The 17,524-nt window shown below is 66.3% G+C and carries 16 protein-coding genes; 8 read left to right on the plus strand and 8 right to left on the minus strand.

The genetic code is table 11. From position 1 onward, the window contains the following. Positions 1 to 48: 48 nt before the first annotated feature. From DT603_RS02730 to grxC, 4 genes are all read right to left on the minus strand, one after another. A complete protein-coding gene (locus tag DT603_RS02730) occupies positions 49 to 1,368 on the minus strand; it encodes a Na+/H+ antiporter NhaC family protein (RefSeq protein ID WP_162348281.1) in 1,320 nt (439 codons plus the stop codon). A gap of 132 nt (positions 1,369 to 1,500) precedes the next feature. Next, the gene (locus DT603_RS02735; RefSeq protein ID WP_162348282.1) at positions 1,501 to 2,508 is read right to left on the minus strand and encodes an isocitrate dehydrogenase; all 1,008 of its coding nucleotides are present in this window, start codon (positions 2,506 to 2,508) and stop codon (positions 1,501 to 1,503) included. Positions 2,509 to 2,639: 131 nt separating this feature from the next. Continuing rightward, positions 2,640 to 3,038 carry a carboxymuconolactone decarboxylase family protein gene (locus DT603_RS02740; protein ID WP_162348283.1) on the minus strand — a complete coding sequence of 133 codons (399 nt, stop codon included), beginning with the start codon at positions 3,036 to 3,038 and terminating at the stop codon, positions 2,640 to 2,642. Next, entirely contained in the window at positions 3,035 to 3,319 is a 285-nt protein-coding gene (gene grxC / locus DT603_RS02745) for a glutaredoxin 3 (protein ID WP_343037703.1), read from the minus strand. Before grxC ends, DT603_RS02740 begins: the two co-directional genes overlap by 4 nt. Positions 3,320 to 3,482: 163 nt before the next feature. Here grxC and DT603_RS02750 point away from each other — a divergent pair, with 163 nt between their 5' ends. The 8 genes from DT603_RS02750 to DT603_RS02785 all read left to right on the plus strand — a co-directional run bounded on the left by DT603_RS02750 (position 3,483) and on the right by DT603_RS02785 (position 13,902). Further along, entirely contained in the window at positions 3,483 to 5,090 is a 1,608-nt protein-coding gene (locus DT603_RS02750; RefSeq protein ID WP_162348284.1) for a M48 family metalloprotease, read from the plus strand. 130 nt (positions 5,091 to 5,220) lie between these two features. Further along, positions 5,221 to 5,910, plus strand: coding sequence for a phosphate regulon transcriptional regulator PhoB (gene phoB / locus DT603_RS02755; protein ID WP_162348285.1), 690 nt, complete (start codon positions 5,221 to 5,223; stop codon positions 5,908 to 5,910). Between the two features lie 122 nt (positions 5,911 to 6,032). Next, a complete protein-coding gene (gene phoR, locus DT603_RS02760; RefSeq protein WP_162348286.1) occupies positions 6,033 to 7,370 on the plus strand; it encodes a phosphate regulon sensor histidine kinase PhoR in 1,338 nt (445 codons plus the stop codon). Beyond that, a complete protein-coding gene (gene ppk1, locus DT603_RS02765; RefSeq protein ID WP_162348287.1) occupies positions 7,367 to 9,463 on the plus strand; it encodes a polyphosphate kinase 1 in 2,097 nt (698 codons plus the stop codon). Before phoR ends, ppk1 begins: the two co-directional genes overlap by 4 nt. 132 nt (positions 9,464 to 9,595) lie before the next feature. Beyond that, positions 9,596 to 11,125, plus strand: a complete 1,530-nt coding sequence (gene ppx, locus DT603_RS02770; RefSeq protein WP_162348288.1) for an exopolyphosphatase — start codon at positions 9,596 to 9,598, stop codon at positions 11,123 to 11,125. A gap of 3 nt (positions 11,126 to 11,128) precedes the next feature. Then, positions 11,129 to 12,091 carry an aldo/keto reductase gene (locus DT603_RS02775; protein WP_162348289.1) on the plus strand — a complete coding sequence of 321 codons (963 nt, stop codon included), beginning with the start codon at positions 11,129 to 11,131 and terminating at the stop codon, positions 12,089 to 12,091. Positions 12,092 to 12,221: 130 nt separating this feature from the next. Continuing rightward, entirely contained in the window at positions 12,222 to 13,376 is a 1,155-nt protein-coding gene (locus DT603_RS02780) for a glycosyltransferase family 4 protein (protein ID WP_162348290.1), read from the plus strand. Further along, positions 13,354 to 13,902, plus strand: coding sequence for a phosphatase PAP2 family protein (locus DT603_RS02785; RefSeq protein WP_425500918.1), 549 nt, complete (start codon positions 13,354 to 13,356; stop codon positions 13,900 to 13,902). Before DT603_RS02780 ends, DT603_RS02785 begins: the two co-directional genes overlap by 23 nt. A 3-nt stretch (positions 13,903 to 13,905) precedes the next feature. Here the strand turns inward: DT603_RS02785 and DT603_RS02790 are convergent, their stop codons facing one another. The 4 genes from DT603_RS02790 to creD all read right to left on the minus strand — a co-directional run bounded on the left by DT603_RS02790 (position 13,906) and on the right by creD (position 17,285). Continuing rightward, positions 13,906 to 14,790 (minus strand): nitrilase-related carbon-nitrogen hydrolase, encoded by an 885-nt coding sequence (locus DT603_RS02790; protein WP_162348291.1) that lies wholly within the window; start codon positions 14,788 to 14,790, stop codon positions 13,906 to 13,908. Beyond that, positions 14,787 to 15,392 (minus strand): GNAT family N-acetyltransferase, encoded by a 606-nt coding sequence (locus tag DT603_RS02795; protein WP_162348292.1) that lies wholly within the window; start codon positions 15,390 to 15,392, stop codon positions 14,787 to 14,789. The genes DT603_RS02790 and DT603_RS02795 overlap by 4 nt, the downstream gene beginning before the upstream one ends. Positions 15,393 to 15,469: 77 nt before the next feature. Further along, positions 15,470 to 15,904 (minus strand): DUF4238 domain-containing protein, encoded by a 435-nt coding sequence (locus DT603_RS02800; protein ID WP_162348293.1) that lies wholly within the window; start codon positions 15,902 to 15,904, stop codon positions 15,470 to 15,472. A 10-nt stretch (positions 15,905 to 15,914) separates the two neighbouring features. Further along, positions 15,915 to 17,285 (minus strand): cell envelope integrity protein CreD, encoded by a 1,371-nt coding sequence (creD, locus tag DT603_RS02805; protein WP_162348294.1) that lies wholly within the window; start codon positions 17,283 to 17,285, stop codon positions 15,915 to 15,917. Positions 17,286 to 17,524 lie beyond the last annotated feature (239 nt).

The raw sequence follows: 17,524 nt of genomic DNA on the forward strand, positions 1-17,524 counted from the left end.
AGCCAGCGATTGCACGAAGGAAGGGGCGCATTGCGCCCCTTCTTTTTTTCAGGCTTCAGCCACGATGCGTGCCTTGCGGCGGTGCGGCCACAGCATGAAGGCAATGGTCACGCCGAGCAGGAACCAGCAGTAATGGGCGGTGCCGACCAGCGCCAGCGGCGACAGCCCTGCCAGCGAGGCAGCCAGCAGGATCTGCGCGCCGTAAGGCAGCAGGCTTTGCACGCTGCATACGAAGATGTCCAGCAGGCTCGCCGCGCGCGCGGGTGGCACGTCATGGCGCTCGGCGATATCGCGCGCGACGCTGCCACTGATCAGGATGGCCACCGTGTTGTTGGCGGTGAATACATCGGTGACCGAAGCCAGCGCCGCGATACTCCACTCGCCGGTGCGGCGTCCCTCGCTGCCGCGGGCGATGCGCGAGATCGCCCGGGCCAGCCAGGCGAGGCCGCCGCTGGCCTTGATCAGCGCACCCAGGCCGCCGATGAACAACGCCAGGAGGGTGATTTCGAATACGCTTTCGAAGCCGGAATAGATGTCCGTCGAGAACGCCGAGATGCCGTAGTCGTGCCCGTTCAAATAGCCGAACAGCCCCGCAACCACCAGGCCCACGCCGAGCACCAGCAGCACGTCCAAACCAATCACGGCCAGAACGAGCACCAGTACGTAGGGCAACACCAGCCACGGTGATGCCGGTTGCGCCGCCTGCGCGGGCGAAGCATCCCCCACCATGGCCAGCAACAGCACAGTCAGTACGGCCGCTGGCAGGGCTATCTTGAGGTTTTCGCGGAATTTCTCGCGCACGCTGCAGCCCTGGGTACGGGCAGCGGCTATGGCGGTATCGGAGATTACCGAAAGGTTGTCACCAAACGTGGCGCCGCCGATCACCGCGCCGATGACCAGGGCGCGGTCCAGCCCGGATGCGTCGGCAATGCCCAGAGCGATGGGTGCGACCGCGGCGATCGTGCCCATCGATGTGCCGATGGCCAGCGACAGGAATCCCGCGATCAGGAACAGACCCGGCAGGATCAGGGCTGGCGGCAGCGCCCCAACGCCCAGCGACACCACCGCATCGACCGCACCAATCTGCTTGGTGACCATCGCGAATGCGCCGGCCAGCAGGAAGATCAGGCACATCAGGATGATGTTGGAATCGCCAATGCCACCCAGCAGCGTGTCCACCGCTTTGATCCCGCGCCTGTGCGCGATCCACAGGGCCAGCGCAAGGGCTGGCAGGATCGCCACGGGCGCATGCAGCTGGTAGAACCCCATCGCATCGCCCTGCGAGGTGAAATACAGGCCCGCACCGAAGAAGACCAGCAGGAAAACCAGCAGCGGTGTCAGCGCGACTGCGCTAGGGCGGACTTGCATGGCATCTGCTCTGGGTGGGGCCGGCCCGTGATTGTGCGTGGCATCGCGGGCGCCACAAAGCCCACGCCTGGGACAGGCTGAAACAAAAACGGGACGCTGAGCGTCCCGTTTTTGTACGAATTACCGGCGCACTCAGAGGCGGGTGGCAATCGCCTTGGCGAACGACATCGTCGTGCCCTCGCCGCCCAGGTCCGGCGTCAGCGAATCCTTGGCTTCCAGTGTCGCCACGATGGCGTGGCGCAGGCGCTCGGCATTTTCCAGCTGGCCGATATGCTCGAGCATCTGCACCGCGCCCAGCAGCAGCGCGCATGGGTTGGCCACGCCCTTCCCGGCTATGTCCGGGGCCGAGCCATGCACTGCCTCGAAGATCGCCGCGTCCTTGCCGATATTGGCGCCCGGCGCCAGTCCAAGGCCGCCGACCAGGCCGGCGCACAGGTCGGAGATGATGTCGCCGAACAGGTTGGTGGTGACGATGATGTCGAACTGCTCCGGACGCATCACCAGCTGCATGCAGGTGTTGTCCACGATCATCTCGTTGCAGAGGATCTCGGGATACTCGGCGGCCACTTCCCGCGCAACCTTCAGGAACAGGCCGGAGGTGGATTTGAGGATATTGGCCTTGTGCACCACCGTGACCTTCTTGCGGCCGGTGCGGCGCGCCAGCTCGAAGGCATAGCGCACGATGCGCTCGGAACCGGCGCGCGTGACCTTCTGGGTCAGGGTAGCGGTCATGCCGTCCTCGGACGTCATCTGGCCTTCGCCGATGTACGCGCCCTCGGTGTTTTCACGCACGGTGATGAGGTCCACGCCGGTCGGGAAACGCGATTTGGTGTTCGGGAACGACTTGGCCGGGCGCACGTTGGCGTACAGGTCGAAGCGCTTGCGCAGCTCCACGTTGATGGAGCTGAAACCTTCGCCGACCGGCGTGGTCAGCGGGCTTTTCAGGGCGATGCGGTTCTTGCGGATGGAATCCATGGTCGCCTGCGGCAGCAGCTCGCCGTGCTTTTCCAGGGCCACCAGGCCGGCGTCGGCCTCCTCGTAAACCAGCCCGGCCTTCATGGCGTCGAGCACGTAGAGGGCGGCATCCATGATTTCCGGGCCGATGCCATCGCCGCGGATGACGGTGATCGTCTGGGTCATTGCGTTGGGTTCCGAACAGGGGCGAAGCCCGGCTCGCAGCCGACGCACTCGCGAAAATTGAAGGCCAATTATGCCTCAAGGGGGGTTGCCGACCCAAATAGACCTTGGTGCAAGGGCCCGCGCAGGCGGTTTCAGCCGTGGTCGTGCACCGCCGGCGGCGGACTGCCGGCTTCAAGCTGGTCCAGGAAATCCACCGCGCGGCGCAGGTGCGGAATGACGATGGAGCCCCCCACCACCAGGCCCACCGAGAAAGTCTCGAAAAACTCCTCGCGGGTCACGCCAGCTTCCTTGCACTGGGCGACGTGGTAACTGATGCAGTCGTCGCAGCGCAGCACCATGGACGCCACCAGGCCCAGCAGTTCCTTGGTCTTCAGGTCCAGCGCGCCGGCCTGGTAGGTCTGGGTGTCTAGGGCGAAGAAGCGGCGAACGACCTGGTTCGGCTCGGCCAGGATGCGTTCGTTCATGCGCTGGCGGAACTGGGTGAACTCCACCAGGCGGTCGTTGCCGGACCCTTCTCCTGCGCCACTCACGCAGCGTCCCCGGCACCAGCGAACAGGGGTTCCAGTTTTCCGGCACGATGCAGGGCGATCATGTCGTCGTAGCCACCCACGTGGGTCTGGCCGACGAATATCTGCGGCACGCTGGTACGGTTGGCCTTGGCGATCATGGCCTGGCGCTGTTCGAAGTCCAGGTCGATCCGTACTTCGGTCCACACCTGTCCCTTGCTCTTGAGGAAGTTCTTGGCGGCCACGCAGTAGGGACAGATGGCGGTGGTGTAAAGGGTGATCTCCGGGGCAGCGGACTCGGTCACGGGAATTCTCGGCAGGAAACAGGGTCAGACAACTATGGTGGCATGGCACCCCGTTACCAGCCTGCAAACTGGAACGCTGAAGCTTAACCACCCATTCACTCGACCGGCGACGCGACACGTCATCCTGCGCCGGCCTGCAAGACCTGACCCCCCGGAGTAACGCTTGCGCCCATCCCTGCTCGCCTTCGCACTGACCTTGGCCCTGGCGGCCCCCGTGGCCCAGGCACAGGACTCAAGCCTGCCCGACATCGGTTCATCGGCCGGCGAGTTGCTCACGCCGGCGCGACAGGCCGAATACGGCGGAATGATGTTGCGCGAGTTGCGCAACTACAACTATCTGCTGGAGGACCCGCTGCTGGGCGAATGGCTGCAGAACATGGGCGGGCGGCTGGGCGCCGACAGCGACCAGCCCCGCCAGCCCTACAACTTCTTCCTGCTCAAGGACCGCCAGATCAACGCGTTCGCCACCCTGGGGGGCTATATCGGGGTAAACGCTGGACTGATCCTGACCGCCGAGCGCGAGGACGAGGTGGCCGCGGTGATCTCCCACGAGGTGGCCCACGTTACCCAGCAACACGTGCTGCGCGGAGTGGAACGGGCGCAACGCGACCAGATTCCGATCCTGCTGGGCATGCTCGGCGCGATCGTGCTGGCGCAGGCGGCGGGTGGGAATTCAAGCGGCGATGCCTCGCAGGCCGCCATGGCCAGCGCGATGGGACTTATCCAGCAGCGCCAGATCGATTACACGCGCTCCAACGAATCCGAGGCCGACCGGGTGGGCATCCGCACGCTGGCGCGCGCGGGCTACGACGTGGATGCCATGGCCGGCTTCTTCGAACGCATGTCCCAGGCCATGCGCGGCAATCGTGGCGGTGATCGCGAGCGCACGCCGGATTACCTGCAGACCCACCCGGTTACCACCACGCGTATCAGCGAGGCGCGCGAGCGGGCCGCACAGATCAGGATCACGAGCGCCCCCACCACCAGCGTCAGCAGGTCGACCGGCACTGCGCCTGGCACGCTCAACCCGCTGCTGCCCGTTTCCCTGGTGTACGCAGTCGGCGACCTGGGCAAGGGCGGCAGCGGCCAGTTCGAATGGGCCAGGGAAAGGCTCCGCGTGCTCAGCGCCGACACTCCCGGATCGGCCGTGGCCGAGTACGAGAGGATCCGCCAGAGCAGCGGCAAAAGCCTTAGCGATGCCCAGAAATACGGGCTGGCGCTGGCCCGTGCACGCGGCAACAGTCCGGCAGCGGCCATGGCCGAACTGGAACCCCTGCTGGACAAGCATCCCGACAACCTGTGGTTGGCCCTGGCCATGGGCGAAGCGGAATCCCAGAGCGGCCGGGCCGCAGCCGCCAACCAGCGTTTCACTGCGTTGCTGCGGCAGGCACCGGACAACCGGGTCGTCGCACTGTCGTTCGCGCATGTGCTGAATGAACAGGGCACGGTGGAGTCGGGTCGTCGCGCCCAGGCCGTCCTCAGGCCGCTGCTGGGCAATTCCGCCGACAACCCGGTGTTCCAGCAGGATTTCGCCCGCGCCAACGAGCTGGCGGGCGACCTGGCCCGCGCCGGCGAGGCCTATGCCGAGGCCGCCTTCCTCAATGGCCGCGCCGAGCAGGCGCTGATCCAGCTGCAGAACCTGAAGAAGCGCGAGGACCTGGATTATTACGCCAGGGCACGCGTGGACGCGCGCATCGCCGCGATCACGCCACAGGTGCTGGAACTGCGCCGGCAGGGCATCCGCGACCCGGACGTGGACCGGCGCCGCTGACACCCTGTTGTCATATGCGCGGGTGCCGTAGTGGCAGGCCGATTGCGGCGCTGTCACCGGACAGTCATAAAAACGTCGTCTACTTGCGTCCGATGGCCCCAGGTGCCACGGTAAACGCAGGAAGGAACCCATGCAGAAGCACATTCTCATCGTAGACGACGAACCCGCAATCCGCGACATGGTCGCGTTCGCCCTGCGCAAGGGCGACTTCGAGCCCGTCCATGCCGGCGATGCGCGCGAGGCGCAGAACGCGATCGCCGACCGCGTCCCCGACCTGATCCTGCTGGACTGGATGCTTCCGGGCACCAGCGGCCTGGAGCTGGCGCGGCGCTGGCGCAAGGATGCGATGACCCGCGACGTGCCGATCATAATGCTGACCGCGCGCGGGGAAGAGAACGACCGTGTCGGCGGCCTGGAGGCCGGCGTCGACGACTATGTGGTCAAGCCCTTTTCGGCACGCGAACTGTTGGCCCGCATCCGCGCGGTGATGCGCCGCTCGCGCGAGGATGACGAGGACGGCAGCATCGCCGTCGGCGGGCTTCGCATCGATGGCGCCGCGCACCGGGTCTTCGCGGGTGAGTCGCCGGTACCGATCGGCCCTACCGAATACCGCCTGCTGCATTTCTTCATGACCCATCCCGAGCGGGTCTACAGCCGCACCCAGTTGCTGGACCACGTCTGGGGTGGCAGCGTCTACGTGGAGGAGCGCACGGTGGACGTGCACATCCGCCGCCTGCGCAAGACCCTGGAGCCACACTCGGTGGAAAACATGGTGCAGACCGTGCGCGGCTCGGGCTACCGGTTTTCGGCGTCGATGTGAACGGCCAGGGCACGGCGCGTGCCGGGCACGGCAACCCTCTTTTGTCGGGTGGGGCGACCGGGTCACGGCCAGCGTCCGTCCCGGTCCGCGAAACCGCAATACCGGTCTGACACAATCCTGCCATGCCCAAGCACATCCGTTCCGCCTGGTTCAAGACGCTCGGCCAGTTGGTCCTGGTTCTGGCGGCCGCCGTGTTGCTGGGCTGGCTGCTGGGTCGCCCCTGGCCGGTAGTCACCCTGGCGGCCCTGGGCGTGGTGGCCTGGCACTACTGGAGGCTGCGCAAGGTGCTCATCCGCCTCACCGCCCGCCAGCGCATCGAACCGGCCCATGGCGCCGGCGTATGGAATGAGCTGGATCGCCTGCTCTACCGCAGCCAGTCGGAAATGCGCGCCCGCAAGCGCCGCCTGCTGGACATGCTGCGCGCCTACCGGGCGGCCGCGGCCGCGTTGCCCGACGCGGTGGTGGTGGTGGATCGCAACACCCAACGGGTGCAATGGTTCAACAAAGCCGCCACCACGCTGCTCGGGCTGCAGCAGCAGGACCTGGGCGGGCCCGTCAGCCAGCGCCTGAATTCGCTTTCCCTGTCGCACTGGCTGGCTGCCGGGCGCAATGCCGAACCGATGCTGGATGCCATCTCCCCAGCGGACCCGGACCTGCGCCTCAACCTGCGCCTGATTCCCTATTCGGACCAGTACTGGCTGCTGGTCGCGCGCGACGTCAGCAAGATGCTGCGGCTGGAACAGATGCGACAGGATTTCGTCGCCAATGTCTCGCACGAGCTGCGCACGCCGCTGACCGTGATCCACGGTTACCTGGACATGCTGGACCCCACCGACTTCCCCGAATGGGCGCCAATCCTGGCCGAAATGCAGCGCCAGTCGCAGCGCATGACCCAACTGGTCGAGGACCTGCTGACCCTGTCGCGCCTGGAGGCGCAGGACAGCCTGCCCGACGAAAGCGTGGCCATGGCGCCGATGCTGGCCACGCTGAAGCGCGAGGCCGAGGCGCTCAGCCAGCACCGCCATGCACTGGTGGTCCAGGATGAAGCCGGCTGCGACCTGTGGGGTTCCAACAAGGAACTGCACAGCGCGTTCTCCAACCTGGTCAGCAACGCGGTGCGATACACCCCCGTTGGCGGCACCATCACGCTGACGTTCGCGCGCGAGGGCGATGGCGCGGTGCTCAGCGTGCGTGACACCGGCTACGGCATCCCGCAGTCGCACCTGCCGCGCATCACCGAACGCTTCTACCGCGTGTCCACCAGCCGTTCACGGGAGAGCGGCGGCACCGGCCTGGGCCTGTCCATCGTCAAGCACGTCCTCAACCTGCACCAGGCGCGACTGGAAATCGAAAGCGAAGTCGGCCAGGGCAGCGTGTTCTCCATACACTTCAACCCGGAGCGCGTACATCCGCGGGAACCCGCGAGCGCCTCGTCCCAACTGCAGGGCCACACCGCATGACCGTTGCACATCCCAGCCTGCCCGCCATCGACATCCCCAACGAAGGCGACCCGCTGCGCGATCCGTCCCTGTACCTCAACCGTGAACTGTCGCAGCTGGATTTCAATTTCCGCGTGCTGGCCCAGGCGCTGGATCCGCAGGTGCCGTTGCTGGAACGGCTGCGCTTCCTGTGCATTTCCTGCACCAACCTGGACGAGTTCTTCGAAATACGCGCCGCGACCGTTCGCCACGCCATGGATTTCGGGCTGCCGGCCGCTGCCGACGGCATGACTCCGGCCGCCATCCTCAATCGCATCCACGAGCGCGCGGCCGAACTGGTTGACGCGCAATACCGGTGCTGGAACGAGGTCATCCGGCCGTCGCTGGGCGAGGCCGGGGTCCGTGTATTGCAGCGCGACACCTGGAATGCGCGGCAGACGCGCTGGCTGCGCGCCTACTTCCGTGACGAAATCATGCCGGTGCTGTCGCCGCTGGGACTGGACCCGTCGCATCCGTTCCCGAAGATCCTCAACAAGTCGCTGAACATCGTGGTGGTGCTGAAGGGCAAGGATGCCTTCGGGCGCGCAGGCCACCTGGCCATCGTGCGCGCGCCGCGCTCGCTGCCGCGCATCATCCACCTGCCGCAGCGCGTGTCTGGCGGCGAGCATGACTTCGTGCTGCTGTCCTCGGTGCTGTCGGCCTTCGCCGACGAGATGTTCCCGGGCATGGAGGTCAAGGGCGCCTACCAGTTCCGCGTGACCCGCAATTCCGAGCTGGTGGTGGACGAGGCAGAAGTCGAGAACCTGGCGCTGGCCCTGCGTGACGAACTGATCGGTCGCGGCTACAACCCCGCCGTGCGCCTGGAGATCGCCAAGGACTGCCCCAAGCCCATCATGCGCACGTTGCTGCAGAACTTCGACCTGCCGGAAAAGGCCGTGTACCTGATCGACGGGCCGGTCAACCTCAACCGCGTCACCCAGGTCTACGACCTGGTGGCCCGGCCCGAGCTCAAATACCCCGCCTTCACTCCGCGCACGCTGCGCGGCCAGGACTCGATGTTCGAGACCGTGGACGATGGCGACGTGCTGCTGCACCACCCCTTCGATGCCTTCACCCCGGTGCTGGAACTGATCCGCCAATCCGCCACCGATCCCAACGTGCTGGCGATCAAGCAGACCCTGTACCGCACCGGCAAGGATTCGGCGATCGTCGACGCGCTGATCCTTGCCGCGCGCAACGGCAAGGACGTCACCGTGGTGGTGGAACTGCGCGCGCGCTTCGACGAGGACGCCAACCTGGGCGTGGCCGACCGGCTGCAGGAAGCCGGCGTGCAGGTCGTCTATGGCGTGGTCGGCTTCAAGACCCACGGCAAGATGCTGCTCATCGTGCGCCGCGAAGGCCGCAAGCTGCGCCGCTACGTGCACCTGGGCACCGGCAATTACCACAGTGGCACCGCACGCGCCTACACCGACCTGGGCCTGATCACCGCCGACCCGGACATCGGCAATGACGTCCACCTGTTGTTCCAGCAGTTGTCCGGTCTTGCGCCTTCCACCCGGCTCAAGCGAATGCTGCAGTCACCCTTCACCCTGCACCCGGGCCTGATCAGGAAGATCGAGCGGGAAGCCAAGCTCGCGCGCAGCGGCAAACCGGCGCACATCATCATCAAGATCAATGCCATCAACGAGCCGCGCATCATCCGCGCTCTGTACGGCGCTTCGCAGGCCGGGGTGAAGATCGACCTGATCGTGCGCGGCGCCTGCGCACTGCGGCCGGGCGTTCCGGGGATTTCCGACAATATCCGGGTGCGCTCCATCGTCGGGCGTTTCCTGGAACACAGTCGCATCTACTGGTTCGGCAACGATGGCGACCCGGAGCTCTATTGTGCAAGCGCCGACTGGCTGGAACGCAACCTGCTGCACCGCGTGGAGACCTGTTTCCCGATCCTCGATGAGGACCTGGCCAGGCGCGTGTTCAAGGAGGCGCTGCAGAACTACCTGGACGACAACACCAATGCGTGGGAGCTCGAGCAGGACGGTCAGTACCACAAGCTGTCCCCGGCCGAGGGCGAGACGCCCCACTCCGCGCAGGCGATGCTGCTTTCGAAAGTCTGAGGAAGGTGGGCCGCAATGAGGGGTGGTGACCTGCTGGCGTTTCCCGCATCACCAGGCTGCGCAGCGGCGTTGGAATGCGGCTTGGCGAGTGCCTCGCCGCCTTCATGCTCCGGTTACCGTTAAACTTCCGCCATGCCCGTCCTCGCCTCTGTCGCTTCCCAACCCCTGCAGGACGGCGACCAGCTTGCCGCCGTTGACATCGGCTCCAACAGTTTCCACATGGTCGTTGCGCGCTACACGCTGGGCCAGCTGCGCGTGGTCGACCGGCTGCGCGAGACCGTGCGCATGGCCGACGGACTCGACGGCAAGGGCGGCCTGTCCACGGCAGCGCGGCAACGCGGCCTGGAATGCCTGGCGCGTTTCGGCCAGCGCATCCGCGACATTCCCGCCCTGCGCGTGCGCGCCCTGGCCACCAACACCGTGCGCCAGCTGGCGTCGCCGCAGAGCTTCCTGGTGCCGGCTGAAACCGCGCTGGGACACGCCATAGAAGTGGTTTCCGGCCGCGAGGAAGCACGCCTGATCTACCTGGGCGTGGCCCACGCGCAACCGCCCAAGCCGGGCCACCAGCGACTGGTGATCGACATCGGCGGCGGCTCCACCGAATTCATCATCGGCCGCGGCTTCGAGCAGATCGAACGTGAAAGCCTGCAGGTCGGCTGCATCGCCAGCACGCGGCGCTTCTTCCCGGGCGGCAAGCTTTCGAAGAAGCGCTGGAAGGAAGCCCTGACCGAGGTCGGCGCCGAGTTCCAGCAATTCGCCGGAATCTACCGCGCCCTGGGTTGGCAGGAAGCGCTTGGCTCGTCGGGCACGCACAAGGCCATCGGCGAGATCTGCGCGGCGATGAAGCTGACCAAGGGCGCCATCACCGCCGAGGCGCTGCCGCAGGTGCGCGATCGCCTGCTGATGGCCGCCAACATCTCCGCCATCGAGCTGCCCGGCCTTTCCAGCGACCGCCGCCCGATCATCGCTGGCGGCGTGCTGGTGCTGGAGGCCGCATTCGAGGCATTGGGACTGCAACGCCTGATGGTCAGCAAGGCGGCGATGCGCGAGGGCATCCTCTACGACATGCTCGGTCGCGGCAGCGACAACGATCCACGCGACGCTTCGGTGGCCTCGCTGACCCAGCGCTACGGGGTGGACGAGTCGCAGACCGCGCGCGTGGAGGGCACGGCGATGCGGATGTTCGAACAGGTGGCGGACGACTGGAAGCTGGACGACGACGATGCACGCCAGCTGGGCTGGGCCGCGCGCCTGCACGAAATCGGCCTGGCGGTTGCCCACAGCCAGTACCACGTGCATGGCGCCTACCTGATCGAGCACTCCGACATTGCCGGCTTCTCGCGCCAGGAACAGCAGGTACTGGCCGCGCTGGTACGCACCCAGAGGCGCGGCATTCCGAAATCCGCCTTCGATGCCCTGCCCGATCGCCTGCTGCTCAGCGCCCGGCGCAAGGCGGCCCTGCTCAGGCTCTCGGTGCTGTTGCACCGCGCCCACGAGGCTGGCCCCATCCCGCGCCTGGAACTGCAGGCCAGCGAGGACTCGCTGCAGCTGATCATCTCCAGGAAGTGGATCGACGCCCGGCCGCTGCTGCGCGCCGACCTGATCGGCGAACCGCAGGACATGGCGGGCTTGAACGTGGTGTTTCGTCCGTTCGTGGATTGACCGGTGAAGCGCTATCTGCTCCCGCACAGCGAGCTGCCGGTTTCCCGGATTGGCTACGGGTGCATGCAACTGAGCCGCGCATGGGACGCCACCGAAATTACCGCCGCGGAAATCTCTTCGACGCACAGACTGGTCGACACGGCGCTGGAACAGGGCATCAACCTGTTCGACCACGCAGACATCTATGCGTGCGGCAAGTCGGAACTGTTGTTCGGCGAGGCATTGCGGCAACGACCCGGCCTGCGCACCAGCATAGTGCTGCAGTCCAAATGCGGGATCCGCTTCGCCGGCGATCCCGAAGCCGGCAGTCCCGCGCGCTACGATTTCAGCCGTGGGCACCTGGTGCGTTCGGTGGAAGGCATCCTCAAGCGGCTGGATACGGATTACCTGGACCTGTTGCTGCTGCATCGCCCTGACCCGCTGATGGAGCCGGCGGAAGTCGCGCATGCGTTCGACCACCTGCACGCCAGCGGCAAGGTGCTGCACTTCGGCGTGAGCAACCACGGCGCTACCCAGATTTCGCTGTTGCAGGAACACCTCGAGCAACCGCTGGTCGTCAACCAGGTCGAACTCAGCCTGCTGCACCATCAGCTGGTGTCCGACGGCATCCTGTTCAACCAGGCCGGCGACACCGGCGCCGGACGCACCCTCGATTACTGCCGCGAGTACGGGATCCTGGTGCAGGCGTGGTCACCGCTGGCAGGCGGCAGGCTCTTCGCCGAAAAGCTTGCCGCGGAATTGGCACCGGCCGCCGGGTTGGTGACCCAGCTTGCCGCAGCGAAAGAGGTCAGCCCGGAGGCCATCCTGCTGGCGTGGCTACTTAGACATCCGGCAGGTATCCAGCCCATCGTGGGCACCAGTAGCCCGGAGCGACTCATCGCCAGTTGCCAGGCAGACGCGATCGAACTCAGCCGCGAGGAGTGGTATGCACTGCTGGCTGCGGCGCGGGGCGCTCCGGCTCCGTAGGACAGCCCAGCCATGCACCTGCGCCTGCAGGTGCCATCGTCACCCGGACGGCATCGTCACCCCCCGGTCATTGTTCTGCAACCACGGCTTCATCGCGCGCGCCCAGCATGCGCAAAACGTGGAGCTGCGCATGCGTTATGCCATCGTCACCGAGACCTATCCGCCCGAGATCAACGGCGTTGCCTTGACCGTGCAGGGGCTGGAACTGGGGCTGCGCGCCCGCGGCCACGCGGTGTCGGTGGTACGCCCGCGCCAGGACGGCGAAAGTGCCGCCCAGCCCGACACCCTGCTGGTGCGCGGTGCGGGGCTGCCGCGTTATCCCGGCCTCAAGTTCGGCCTTCCTGCCAGCGCGCGACTGCTGCGCCAGTGGAGCCAGGCACGGCCTGACGCGATCTATGTCGCTACCGAGGGTCCCCTGGGCTGGTCGGCGTTGCGCGTGGCACGCAAGCTCGGCATACCGGCAGCGACCGGATTCCATACGCGTTTCGACCAGTACATGCGCGACTACGGCCTGCCCTTCCTCGGCAACACCGCGCTGCGCTGGATGCGCCGGTTCCACAACAGCGCCCAGGCCACGCTGGTGCCGACGCGCGAGCTGGGCGAGTTCCTGCAATCACAGCGGTTCACCCGTGTGCGCCGCCTGGCCCGGGCGGTGGATACCCAACAGTTCCATCCCGGCAGGCGCGACTCCGCGCTTCGCAGGCAATGGGGCATTGAAGAAGGCGCGCTGGCGGTGGTCTACCTCGGCCGCATCGCCCCGGAAAAGAATTTGGAGCTGGCCGTGCGCGCCTTCCGCGAGTTGCAGCGTCTACGAGCCGATGCCCGCTTCGTGTGGGTGGGCGATGGCCCGGCCCGGGCACAACTGGCACAGGAGAACCCGGACTTCATTTTCTGCGGCCTGCAACGCGGCGCCGAAGTGGGGCGGCACTTCGCCAGTGCCGACCTGTTCCTGTTCCCCAGCCACAGCGAAACCTTTGGCAATACCACGCTGGAAGCAATGGCCAGCGGCCTGGCCGTGGTGGCCTTCGACTACGGCGCGGCGCGCGAGCACGTGCACCACGGCGTCGATGGCATTGCTGTCGGCAACGATGCCGACTTCATCGCCGCCGCCACCATGCTTGGCAGCGACGACGCCGCGCGGCTTGCCATGGGCCTGCGTGCGCGCAAGGCGATGGAGCGCCTGCATCCCACGCAGGTCGCGGCCGATTTCGATGCGCTGCTTGCCGAGCTTGCCAGCAATCCCGGACCTGCGGGGAGGCCACATGCGTTCACCAGCGCTGCTTGAGCCGATGCACCAGCAGGACGCCGGCCTGTGCCTGCGCGCCAATCGATTGTGCGAGCGGGACCCCGCTCGTCGCTTCTTCGCCGTGGTCAGCCGGTTGGGCGACGGCATCTTCTGGTATGCGCTGATGGCAGCGATGGTGATCGCCGATGGCTGGAACGGCCTGGCTGCTTCAGTGCACCTGGCGGTGACCGGGGTGATCGCCCTGGCGGTCTACAAACTCCTGAAACGCTGGACCCGGCGACCCAGGCCGTTCGCTGCCGATGTGCGCATCCGTGCCTGGGTGGCGCCCCTGGATGAATTCAGCTTTCCTTCGGGGCACACGCTGCACGCGGTGGCCTTCAGCATCGTTGCCCTGGCCCATTACCCGGCCTTGGCGCTGTTGCTGGTTCCCTTCACCCTGTGCGTGGGCGTGTCGCGGGTAGTGCTGGGCCTGCACTATCCCAGCGACGTGCTGGCCGCAACGGCGATCGGATGCGCACTTGCCGCCCTGTCGCTGCGCATCGCGCCGTTGCAGGAGCTGGTGTAGGAGCTAGGACGGCCTGGACACATGGGCTCGCACCACGCCCGGTGCAAGCTGCCCGCTCCAGTCGCGGTCATTGGCGACCTGCGCGCCGGCGCGACTGTGTTCCAGCGTGGCGAAATCAAGATCGGCCAGTGCCCACAGCTGGGTGCCCGTGGTCTGGGCCAGGACGCCGTCGGCCGGCAGTCCCGCATCCATCGGCGCATAGATCGCAGCCTCGCCGGTGTTCACGTCCAGAGCGGGGCTCCACGGCGCCTGCCCTGCCGTGACCGCCTGGGCGACGAAAATGCGGTTCTCCAGTGCGCGCGCCAGGCAACCTGTGCGCACGCGCGTGGCACCTGCCTCGGTGTCAGTGCAACTGGGCACCAGCAGCAGGCGTGCGCCGCTTTCGTATTGCGCCCGTACCGGCAGCGGGAACTCGCTGTCGTAGCAGACTGAAATACCGGCCCGCACTTCCCCGCTTTCGAACACCTTGAGCGCATCACCGCCCTCGATCACACCGGACGAGTATTCAAAGCCGGTCAGCTGCAACTTGTCCTGCCAGGCATGCGTGCCCGTGGGCGTAAACCAGTCGCTGCGATTGCGGTAGCGCCCTTCTGCGGTAGCCAGCAGGAAAGTGCCGGCCACGAGGTGCAGCTGGTGCTCACGCGCCAGTTGCGAGAACAGCGCAAGCCAGGGCTGCCGGTACGCCTGTATGGCCGCCAACGAAGCGTGCAGGTCGCCACTGATGGAGGCATCGAAGCTGGCGGCGAGCTCCAGCGAAAGATATTCCGGCAGCACTGCGATGGTGGCCCCCGCACGTGCCGCCTCTGCGATCACCTGGGCCTGCTTTGCCGCGAACTCATCGAAACCGGCGGGCTGCCCCACCGGATATTTGGCGACGGCGACCTTCACGCGACCTGCTCCAAGTCGCGCAGCCAGAAGGTGAGCGGATGCATGACCTCGCCCCGCCCCGGCTCCTGCCATGCGAGCTGCATGGTCATGCCAGCGCGGCGCCGGTAGCCGCGCTTGTCCCAGAACGTTTCGTTGCCCCGGTGGCCGGCAGGGCGACGCGCGTCGTCGGCAGGCCGGTCCACCGCGCAGAACGCGGTCGATTCGAATCGGCCCAGGCTGCGCGCATGTCCTTCACGATGATCGAAGAACGCATGACCGATGCCGCGCCCGCGGTGCGCCGGCAGCACTACCGACTCGCCGAAATAGAAGATCGACTGCACCGGGATGCCCTGGTCCAGGAAAGGCTTCTGGAATGCAGCGCTGTCATCGGCCAAGGGCAATCCGGTGGACGCACCCACCACCTCACCGTCCTCCATCGCCAGCACGAACAGGCTGTGGGGTGAACGGGCATAGGCCGCGAGGTAATCGCGTTCGTAATCGGCATCGCCTTCATACAGGTACGGCCAGTCACGGAACACGGTCATGCGCAGACGGGCCACATCCGCAAGCCAGGGCTTGATCTCAGGCCCCCGGAACAGGGCAATGGTGGGCGACGGATCCATGGCCCGACTTTACCGCACGCCCTTGTGTGCGGCGAGGCGATGCGCTGGGGCGGCCGCCTGGCTTGCGTGCAGACGCGTCAAGCGGACTGGATGCCATCATCACACCACGCGTAGATCGCCAGGCGTTCCGCCGGCACCACGATCACCCAACCCTTGCCATCGTCCTTGCTGCTGAAGAACACCGGCATCGAAGCCGCAGTTCCAACCGTGGGCTCCCGCACCGGGAGCGATGCGGAATGCCACGGCCGGTACCCCACCGGATCGATGCATCCGTCCAGGCCAGCGCGAGCCGATCGGGCCTTGCGCAGGTAGGACAACGGGTCATCACCCATCGCTGCGATGGTCTGGCCCGCAATGCGGAAGGCCACCGAGCCACTCGACCTGCGGCGCATCGAGAACAGCATCGAGGCCAGTTGGCGCTGGCCTTCGTCGTCCAGCACGATGCCGGAGGTCTTGATGACCTCCGGCAGGACCCGCGCGGCACGGCGATGCAGCAGGCTTGCGTTCGCCATGTCCGCGGCCTCAGCGCAGCGAGGTGCCGAGTTCGTACCAGTCGACCTTGCGCGTGATCCACATGATCGCGGCCAGGATGCCGAACAGCAGCAGCGAACCCATCAACAAGGCATTGTCTTCGGAGACCAACAGGCTGTAGAGCACGCCATACAGGGCGGTCAGCATCACCGCGAATCCTCCCGCACGGCCCCAGCTGCGGAGCACGCCGGAGAGATAGACGAACTGCAGTCCGATGCAGGCAACCGCCGATACCACGTAGGCCTTCCAGAAATCGATGTGCTCGGACAGGCTGAGCAGCAACAGGAAGAAGATCGCCAGCGCCAGGCCCACCAGCAGGTACTGCAGCGGATGGATCGGCAGGCGCTTGATCAGTTCGAACAGGCCGAATCCGACAAACGTGAGGATCACGAACAACACGCCGTATTTGCTGGCGCGATCGGCCTGGGTGTAGACGTCGACCGGGTCGACCAGGCTCACCTGGATGCTGTCGATCGCGGTCGTCAACGATTCGTCCTGTCCGTAGCGCTCGGACGTCGCAGGTCCGATGCGGGTCAACATTCCCTCGCCTTTTTCCAGTTGCGCCTGCGCCGCGCTGGCCATGGCCGAGATTTCCCACTCCGCGTTGAAGCCGCTGGCGCCGATGGTGCGCTTGCTGGGCAGGAAGCGTCCGGCGAAAAGCGGATGGGGCCAGCTTGATCCCAGCGTGATGGTGTTGTTGTCCGCGACCGGGGAGATCCCCAGCGACTGCGTGCCTGTCAGCCTGAAGTGGGCGGACACATGGCTGGCCGGCAAGGCCTCGCCGGCCACATGCGGCAGGTTGGCGTGGACGCCTGCCAGGCGATCGGTCATTGCGCGCGTCCCCGACTCCAGCGCCAATGCGCGGTTGTCCACCTTCAGGTCCGGGGTCCCGACCAGGCCGCGCACGTCGGCAAGCCCCAGCACCAGGTAAGGTTCGCCGTACTCGCGCCCCGGCACCGGCGCCAGCGCAAACGCATCGAAGGCTGCCTCCACGTTCGCCTTCCATTCGAAGGTGCGCACGCTGTACAGGCCGATGCGCCTCGTATCGGGCAGCATGCCGCCGCTGGCATGCAGGGTCTTCGGTGTCTGCAGCAGGTAGCCTTCGACCACTTGCGCACGCAGCACGGGCTTGCCGCCCGCATCGGTCTCGGTGACCTGGCGGGTCTCTCTCCACGGCACCACGCGCAGCGGGCCCACGACCTGTTGCGGCCCGGCCATGCTTTGTGAAACACGCTCCACCGCCTGCGCGCGATAGCGCTGCCGGTCCTGGACGGTGCCGCGGATCATCATCAGCGGGATGAGCAGCAGCAGCACCAGGCCGCCGACAGTGAGAAAGCGCAACAGCAACTTCAATGATTTCATGGTTTCTGGCCCCGGTTGAACGTGGGTGCCAGCGTGGATCGTGCCTGTGTGTAGGGTTTGAGGCGAAGTTGAAGCCTGTGTGAAGTCGGCATACCAGCTAGGCGCGGCCTCAATGCCTTGTAGAGCCGAGCTCGCTCGGCTGCTTCTCGCCCAAGTCCCTAGCCGAACCGGACGCGCGAGCTTCGTCCTACACTGCCGGCACGCTCGCGCTTTCACGAACTTTCTCTGTGCAATTTGGG

The organism is Pseudoxanthomonas gei (assembly GCF_010119615.1).
Taxonomy (GTDB): Bacteria; Pseudomonadota; Gammaproteobacteria; order Xanthomonadales; family Xanthomonadaceae; genus Pseudoxanthomonas_A; species Pseudoxanthomonas_A gei.

Bases quoted from the DNA above. Each gene is read 5' to 3' on its own strand.
- DT603_RS02795 (WP_162348292.1), bottom strand. From the start codon at position 15,392: ATGGATCCGTCGCCCACCATTGCCCTGTTCCGGGGGCCTGAGATCAAG.
- DT603_RS02785 (WP_425500918.1), top strand. From the start codon at position 13,354: ATGCGTTCACCAGCGCTGCTTGAGCCGATGCACCAGCAGGACGCCGGC.
- phoB (WP_162348285.1), top strand. From the start codon at position 5,221: ATGCAGAAGCACATTCTCATCGTAGACGACGAACCCGCAATCCGCGAC.
- DT603_RS02730 (WP_162348281.1), bottom strand. From the start codon at position 1,368: ATGCAAGTCCGCCCTAGCGCAGTCGCGCTGACACCGCTGCTGGTTTTC.
- DT603_RS02780 (WP_162348290.1), top strand. From the start codon at position 12,222: ATGCGTTATGCCATCGTCACCGAGACCTATCCGCCCGAGATCAACGGC.
- creD (WP_162348294.1), bottom strand. From the start codon at position 17,285: ATGAAATCATTGAAGTTGCTGTTGCGCTTTCTCACTGTCGGCGGCCTG.
- ppk1 (WP_162348287.1), top strand. From the start codon at position 7,367: ATGACCGTTGCACATCCCAGCCTGCCCGCCATCGACATCCCCAACGAA.
- DT603_RS02800 (WP_162348293.1), bottom strand. From the start codon at position 15,904: ATGGCGAACGCAAGCCTGCTGCATCGCCGTGCCGCGCGGGTCCTGCCG.
- ppx (WP_162348288.1), top strand. From the start codon at position 9,596: ATGCCCGTCCTCGCCTCTGTCGCTTCCCAACCCCTGCAGGACGGCGAC.
- DT603_RS02735 (WP_162348282.1), bottom strand. From the start codon at position 2,508: ATGACCCAGACGATCACCGTCATCCGCGGCGATGGCATCGGCCCGGAA.
- phoR (WP_162348286.1), top strand. From the start codon at position 6,033: ATGCCCAAGCACATCCGTTCCGCCTGGTTCAAGACGCTCGGCCAGTTG.